The organism is Streptomyces sp. NPDC002403, from assembly GCF_053593015.1.
In genome coordinates this window covers 26,615-33,827 of record NZ_JBSFBQ010000068.1, presented here as the reverse complement: position 1 = coordinate 33,827, position 7,213 = coordinate 26,615, and the positions used below count along the sequence as shown (strand labels likewise).

The 7,213-nt window shown below is 66.6% G+C and carries 7 protein-coding genes and 2 pseudogenes; 8 read left to right on the top strand and 1 reads right to left on the bottom strand.

Annotation, left to right across the window (positions count from 1 at the left end; translation table 11 throughout):
• The 7 genes and pseudogenes from ACWCPY_RS38270 to ACWCPY_RS38240 form a co-directional block, all read left to right on the top strand.
• Positions 1 to 279: pseudogene (locus tag ACWCPY_RS38270) on the top strand (glycoside hydrolase family 15 protein); the annotation flags it as partial.
• A gap of 340 nt (positions 280 to 619) precedes the next feature.
• On the top strand, positions 620 to 1,207 hold the full coding sequence (locus ACWCPY_RS38265; protein WP_451273044.1) for a hypothetical protein: 588 nt from the start codon (positions 620 to 622) through the stop codon (positions 1,205 to 1,207).
• Between the two features lie 31 nt (positions 1,208 to 1,238).
• Positions 1,239 to 1,628 carry a hypothetical protein gene (locus ACWCPY_RS38260; RefSeq protein WP_451273042.1) on the top strand — a complete coding sequence of 130 codons (390 nt, stop codon included), beginning with the start codon at positions 1,239 to 1,241 and terminating at the stop codon, positions 1,626 to 1,628.
• Between the two features lie 303 nt (positions 1,629 to 1,931).
• Positions 1,932 to 3,038: a hypothetical protein gene (locus ACWCPY_RS38255; RefSeq protein WP_451273040.1), complete on the top strand. Its 1,107-nt coding sequence runs from the start codon at positions 1,932 to 1,934 to the stop codon at positions 3,036 to 3,038.
• A 169-nt stretch (positions 3,039 to 3,207) separates the two neighbouring features.
• Entirely contained in the window at positions 3,208 to 3,840 is a 633-nt protein-coding gene (locus ACWCPY_RS38250; RefSeq protein ID WP_451273038.1) for a hypothetical protein, read from the top strand.
• Between the two features lie 271 nt (positions 3,841 to 4,111).
• A complete protein-coding gene (locus ACWCPY_RS38245; protein WP_451273036.1) occupies positions 4,112 to 4,699 on the top strand; it encodes a hypothetical protein in 588 nt (195 codons plus the stop codon).
• Between the two features lie 413 nt (positions 4,700 to 5,112).
• Positions 5,113 to 5,787, top strand: a complete 675-nt coding sequence (locus ACWCPY_RS38240; RefSeq protein WP_451273034.1) for a hypothetical protein — start codon at positions 5,113 to 5,115, stop codon at positions 5,785 to 5,787.
• 78 nt (positions 5,788 to 5,865) lie between these two features.
• Here ACWCPY_RS38240 and ACWCPY_RS38235 read toward each other — a convergent pair whose 3' ends face one another.
• On the bottom strand, positions 5,866 to 6,099 hold the full coding sequence (locus tag ACWCPY_RS38235) for a hypothetical protein (RefSeq protein ID WP_451273032.1): 234 nt from the start codon (positions 6,097 to 6,099) through the stop codon (positions 5,866 to 5,868).
• 324 nt (positions 6,100 to 6,423) lie between these two features.
• Here ACWCPY_RS38235 and ACWCPY_RS38230 point away from each other — a divergent pair.
• Positions 6,424 to 7,014: pseudogene (locus ACWCPY_RS38230) on the top strand (transposase); the annotation flags it as partial.
• Positions 7,015 to 7,213: the final 199 nt, after the last annotated feature.

Genomic DNA, 7,213 nt, shown 5'->3' with positions numbered 1-7,213 from the left:
CTGCGCTACCCCACCTCGGGCGAGGACGCGGGCGTCGACGGTCTGGAGGGCGACGAGGGCGCGTTCCTGGCCTGCTCGTTCTGGCTGGCGGACGACCTGGCGATGATCGGCCGGGTCGACGAGGCACGTCAGCTCTTCGAACGGCTGCTGTCCCTGCGCAACGACCTGGGCCTGCTCGCGGAGGAGTGGGACTCCCGGCTGCAGCGCCAGGTGGGCAACTTCCCGCAGGCCTTCAGCCATGCGACGCTGATCGACACGGCGCTCGCGATTACTGTCGCCAATCAACGGCAGCAGGCTCTGCAGACCGCCGTTTCTGCGCTCCCGAGGCAGCGCAACGGGATTGAGGCGGACGAAACACAATCAGCGATTTCTTGACGGAGCCGCGTCCAGACGTCGTCTCGCGCCCGGTGACCTGCATAACCGCAGGACTTGCGGGCCACCGGGCGCGCGGGCCGTGACCCACCGCGGTCGCGCGAGCCGCCACCGGTCCCTACGCACCTGGCACCCGGGGGCGACAACTACGCCCCCTTCCGCCGCCACGCGGCAATTCCCCCGCAAGCCGCCACCGTTTCAGTGTCGGCCATCCGCCCGTTCGACCCATCAGAAAGGGGCCGTACCCATGTCCGCGTCTGTGCTGCGGGTGCCCGTCACGCTCAGCATTCCCGCCAGCTGTCCGGGACTGTTTGACGGCTGGTGGCCCAGCCCCATACATCAACACGCACTGCTCGCTCTTCTCCAGGGCCTGAGCGCGGCCGAGCACGCCCAACAGCAGAGAAGAGGCATCGGCACAGTCCGCGAACACCGCCGCAGCTGTCGGCTGAGAGCGTCCGTGGCAACTGAGCGCGCCTTGGCCCACGCCTCGATCAGCAGAGGCCTGATCACCGTTGAGCACATACCCCAGGCCGGGCTGGTGGACTTGCCCCCTGAGGTTGTGAAGGTGTGGCCGCACCTGGCGTACGACGTCCCCGAACGCAACCTGGACGCTCACATCGCGGCGCAGACACGCCTGTCCACGGACGACGTCACCTCCGCCCTGTCCCTACTGAGATCTGAGGGCGAAGACGACTGCGCGCTGATCGCCCGAGGCTACGCCTGCGGAGTCCTCACCGGACACGAAACAACGCAGCGCCAGCTCCCAACGGCCCACACAGTTGAAGCCCAAGGGCCGCCCCTCACGGGTATCGGCCGCCTCCACGCGGGCCTGTGACACCGACCCGCTGCGTCTCGTTCCGGAGGGCATGCCGCACCAGCCCAGCCGCTTCCCAGTGCTGTGCGGAGACGTGGTCACCGGCCAGGATGTCGATGTGGTGCGCGCGAGCCCGGATGCCTGCCGCACCGCACTGACCACTCTGCTCCAGAGCGGGGAGCAGTCGTGGGGTCCAGTGCTCGGGGACGTCCAGGGAGCCACCGCGCTCTTCCTCGTGGAACCCGGTGTACTTCCCGGCGGATGGCGCAATGCCGGCGGCAGACTGTTTCGGCGGGGCGCCACCCTGCGGGACATCCCCGCCTCTTCGGTCCGCGGAGGCTCCCGGCTGTACTGGGCCCTTGACGGCAGAGGGGAGTACTGGCGCCCCGACATCCTGGCCGGCCTCCTCGCTCCGTCGATGGCCGCGCCAAATGGGCGATGACCGGACCACGTCCGAAGCACGACGCCCACGGGCGACACATCCCCGGCTGCCCCTGTCCAGGCTGCGCAATGCCGCCGGCCGCAGGCACAGCGCCCTGCCGGATCTGCGAACAATCCGCGCACGGCCGCCAGCCCGAGCTCCATCCGCCCAAATGCAACCGCGATCCCGTGTTCCTAGCCCATGCTTCCCGGAAGGAATGACATGCCCGCCATATCATCCCCGTCTGACGGGATCACTCAGATGCGGCCTCAAAGACCGGAGCCACGCGCCGGGCGAGGCCGCCTCGCCAGCCTCGCCGCTGAAATGGCGGTGCTCTACCAGTCAGGCGGATACACGCTGGAACGCCTGGCGCGCCTGTACAGGACTCGTCACGACGTGATCCGTGCATCGCTCCAGGACGAAGGCGTGGAAATACGTACCGCGGGCACAAGGGCCTCGTCGGCCCCGGTCGTAGTCACCATGGCGATCCTGTACGACCTGGGGCTCAGCATCGACCGCGTCGGCTGGCTCTGCGGGTACACGTACGGGACAGCGCGGAAGATGCTGCTCGACGCAGGCGTCGAACTGCGGCCTCGGGGAATAAAACTGATCACCAAGCTGAACGTTCCCCGGCTCGTGCGGCTGTACGAAAGCCCCTTGGGCATCAAGACGGTCGCCGATATGTGCGGCATGTCCTATGGCACGGTGCGTGACCAATTGCTCCGCGCAGGTGTGACCCTTCGACCACCGTCGATCAGCCTGGCTCGACAGCGCACCGAACTCATCCCGCCCGCAACTCCTCTCTGCGGCAGCACCGTTGCCCTACTCCATGGGCAGGGCTTCGACAAATTCCAGATCCTCCAACTCACCGGCCGGTCACATGAGTTCGTTGACCGTCGCCTCACAGAGCACGGACTGCGGGCCCGTGCGGGGCCCGACCGGCTGGGCATCGACACCGAGCGACTGGTCGCCATTTACCGAAACGTGGCCTCAAGCGACGTCACCGCGGAAGTTCTGCACCTGAGCGCGAGCGCCGTTCTCGCCCGGCTTCGGGAGGCCGGACAGCCTCTCCTGGACGCGCCGGACCCAGAAGCTGTCCCCAGGCACATCCCAGGTAGGGCGCCGCGGCAGTACCGGGATGAGCAGATCCTCTTGCGGGCTGCCCGGGGGGAGAGAATCGCTCTCATCGCAGCAGCTGTGCACGTTCCGGCCGCGGAAGTGGCTGAGGTCATACGCATCTACCGGCACAGGGACCGCACCACGGCTGAGATCCTCCGCCGTCGTGCCCAGGGCGAAAGTGCGGGTGTCATCGCTGTTCGCATGGGGCTGCGCCTTGACCGTGTCAACAACGCGCTCGACAGGTACGCGACCAGACACCGCACTCGCCCTTCGCCGCGCCGCTCCGACCTTTTGACCTTGCTTCATCCCTGACACCGGCCGCCGCGCCTGATGTCCCTGTGGCTCAAGGCACCGGCCGGTCCAAGTACCACCCCTGACCAACCGACCGACAGGACGAGCCGATCCGTATCCCCGGCCCTGCCCCCCCCGTATCTCCCCCAGAGCCCTCTCCTCCCCGAAGTCCACCACCACCGGAACGAGCATGATGCCGATTCAGCAGCAAGCGGTTCGCCGGCCGATCGCACCGACCCACGAGTTCGCCTCTTCGGTCCTCGCGGCGTACACGGAAATGTACGACCCACCGACATATACGATGCAGATTTCCCACAGGGGTTCTCCCCCCGGCAGCGAACTCGCCGTGGTGGTCTATCTTCCGAACGAAACCGAACAACTGGTCCCAACCGACAACCTGACGATGCTGGGCACTGCCGGATTCGGCTCGGAACCCTTCTGCGCTGATTTCCCATGCGAACTGGCCATGGAAATCACGGGAGTGCTGGACGACGCCTCCGTTGCCGCCCTGGCCCAGGGACTGGCCCACCTGGCCTCGGCGTCGCTGGAGAATCGCCGCCCCTTCCGCGACGGGGAGATCCTGACGAATCTCTCCCTCCCGCTGTTCCCACGGTTCTCGATGGCCATGCTCATCGACTGGGATTCGGTCTACGGCTTCCGGTTCCCCGCCCCGGCCACCGAAGTCGGTCTACTGCGCGTAGTGCCGCTGTTCGCGTTGGAAGCAGACTTCGTGGAGTCCTTCCCCGACCGGCACGAGAGTTATCGCGCCCTTATCAACCGGGGAATGGTTCCGGCAGACCCCGACCGGAAACCGGCCGTGTGACGCAGGACCAGAACGGCTTCACACCTACTCAGGAAAGCCATCGCACAGCCTGCCGAGAAAATGTTCTGGGCCCACGAGTGGATGGTGCGCACTGCGATGTCGAGGGCGGCCTGGTCACGGAAGAGATTCCTCAGGCCCCGCACGTCGGCCCGGCTCAGCGAGGGACCCTCGACGTGAGGACCTCCGCTTCCGAGGTGGCTTCCGACCCTCGAAATCCCCGTCCACCCGGCCAGCTCGTTCGCCTCACACCCGCACGCAAGGACCCCTCCTCATGTTTGTCATACGCCGCGCCGCCCTCAGTACCGACCTCACCGCCTGCCATCGGCTCTGGGCCGCCCGGGCCGCCCGGGCCCACAACCGCGGAATCGACTTGCGCATCCCGTCCTTGACGGACGCGGAGTGCGCGGCGTCGGAGACCCTCATGCTCTGTGCGGAACGGGGCCAAGTCGTGGGGGCCGTGGCGGTCATTGACCAGCTGCCCGGGCTCGGGTGGACGGACGAGGAGGGGCAGCAGGAGACAGTCGGGCTCGGCGCCATGCTCACAGACCCGTCGTACCCGCACGTGCCGCTCAGCTGGGTCTTCGCATACTGGGCCGAGGACCGGGCCGCCCAGACCGGCCGGGAGTGGGTCCGTGCGGTCGTGCCCTGTGAGCGGCTGGCACATCACTGGCAGACCGCGTGCGGGTGGCAGCGCATCCGCACCCATCGCCACGGCCGTGTCGAGTCGGTCCTGATGCAGCGCCGCGCCGGACGCAATGGCGTGTTCCGTGGCCTCGTGGAGGATCGGACAGCGGATATCGGCCAGGGAGATGCTCTGTCGCCGCGCGATCTCGTCCGTATCGCCTCCGCCTCTCAGTAGCCGGTGCTGCTGGCCCCACCGGCCGAGCCGGCCGGTGGCATGCGGATCGACGGCGTTGCTGTTGAGCTCGGTGCTTCCGAGTCGGAGGTGCCGGGGTCCGCACGGACGGACCAAAATCGTCGAGCTCGACCAGTCAGGACTGCCGCCCGCAGGCTTCCGAGGTCGCCCCGGTCGAACACCAGGGCCCTGGAACTCCGCCGCCAAACACATCTACCTGGCGGTTCAAGCCCCCGGCGCCTCTGCGGGCTGGATCTACGAATACGCAGGCGTCGACACAGCGGCGGATGGCTGACGCACGCTCCGCCGCCACCGGGGGCACCCCAACAGCTTGACCAAGGAGATAGGGGCACCCCCCCGTCTGGCGACTCACCGCGTTTCGGCTAACACCCGCTCACGCACGGAAGGAAGAACTCATGCTTGATCCCCAGTTGTCCGCAGCTCTGTCGGACGCACTCGGACGCCGCCCACCATTCACGCCCGGTGATCTGGCTCCGGTCACTGAATTGGCAATAAAGTACTGCAGGGAAATTGAGCCTCTCCGCACGGCGCAGAACCTTAGGATCGCAATCCTCATCGGATGCGACCCGGTCAGTACCAGAGTTTTCGGTGGGCTCGGCCGGCTGAAATCGCTCACGATCCAGGACAGCGGCCTTCGCACGGTGAACGACCTTATCAATCCGGCCCTTCAGAAGCTGACTATCGCCAGGGGCTTCATCGAGGATCTGACCCCGCTGAAAGAACTGCAGCAGCCATGCGTGATCGACGTGACGGGAAACCCTCTATCCCGATCCTCGTACAAGGAAGTAATTCCTGAACTGCGCCGCAGGGGGCATCAGGTGAAGGCATTAGGGGAGATACCCTGGCGGGTTTCACATCGCCTCCACTCCGAGGGAGTCTCCATCGCCTGCTACCGCGGAACGGAAGGTTACCGCCTTTGTCGGCCGGGCCTTTCCAGCACGAAGTATCCCGACTACTCCCATCCCCTGATCTCCGAAGACCAAGCGCAGGAGCTGCTTACTGGTGACCCACGCCGCGCACACTCCTACTTCGAGCGCGATGACCTGATGCCACGCCTCCTCCTCCAGTAGCCCTGGGCTGCAGGCTGCCTCCTCGCCCCTGGGCCCTGCCATGCGTGCCCGAAAGACAATCACTCCTCAGCTTGTTCTTTATCTTCCGTCCGCGTCGTAGGGCGGGGACGGAAGGTTCCAGACGGCGTCTGACCGGCTGACGATCTTGCGAAGTTCACGGGCGCTTCGTGGTGATATCGCCTGCATCACGGTGTCGAGGAGGGCTCGGGCTTCGAGAGGGTTGCCGCAGCAGTGCCAGTGCACATTGCCCCACTCGTAGTCGTGCCACAGGGTGCGCTCGGGCTGGTGGACGTAGTCCTTCCACAGGCCCACAGCCGCGCTGACGTCACCTGGCTGCAGGTAGTTGCGGGTGTGCTCAAGACGGATGATCTCGGACAGTGCACGCGGAGACAGGCCGTCGATGACTGGCCTTGTACTCGTGGTCCGGTGGCTGCCGGGGGTACCGGCACGGATGTGTCCTGGCCGTCTACGCGGCATGGACCTTTCGGTTCGTCGTCATGCGGTACATGGTGCCACGGTCTCGAATGGTGTCCCGAACTGAGTCGCTCACCTGGGGATTCGCCGGACGTGGGGGCGGCCTCCGTCTGATCATGTGCTCCGATCAAGGTGCACGTGACCTCGACGAAGGCCGTGAGGGTGAGTCTGCTGCCTGATGCTGTCCGGAGGGAAGCGTTCGCGGAAGCGTCACGCTTCCGGGGAGAGTTCTACGAGTGCCTGACCGCTCGGCGCGACGAGTTGTTCGAGCTGGTGGACGCGGTGCTGTGTGCGGACGGTGCGGTGAAGTCCCCGGTGGACTTGACGCTGTTGCCGGAGCATCGTCGTGGGCACGGAGCGATGTACGGCGGCCTGAACCAGGGCCGTATCGACTTCGGTCGGCTGCGGACGGTGCTGGCCGGGCTGTCGTTGCCGCGTTTCGGCGGCGGGCGCCTGGTCCTGGCGGTGGACGTGTCGCCGTGGCTTCGCTCGGACGCGCCGTGCTCGGCCGATCGGCTGTTCTGCCACGTCTATGGCCGCGCGAAGACGGCGTCGCAGTTCATTCCGGGCTGGCCCTACTCCTTCGTCGCTGTGCTGGAGCCGGGTGCCACGTCCTGGACCGCGATCCTGGACGCGGTCCGGCTCGAGCCGGTGGACGACGCGACCGCGATCACCGCCGCCCAGTTGAGGGGTGTCATCGAGCGGCTCGTTGCTGCGGGCCAGTGGCAGGCCGGGGACCCGCATATCGTGATCGCGCACCCTCGAAGTGAAGAAGCGAGTTGCCCGTCGGCCCGAGTACCCGTCCATGAACCGGGCAGACAGGACAGGCTCGGGTCATGCACCACGGTGCCGGCGAGGTCCGTTCTCTGTCTGCGGCTCTGCACGGCGGACGCGGGTTCCTACATCTCATCGCCCCCGACACGTCGCCCGTCACTGAATTCGACAAACCCAC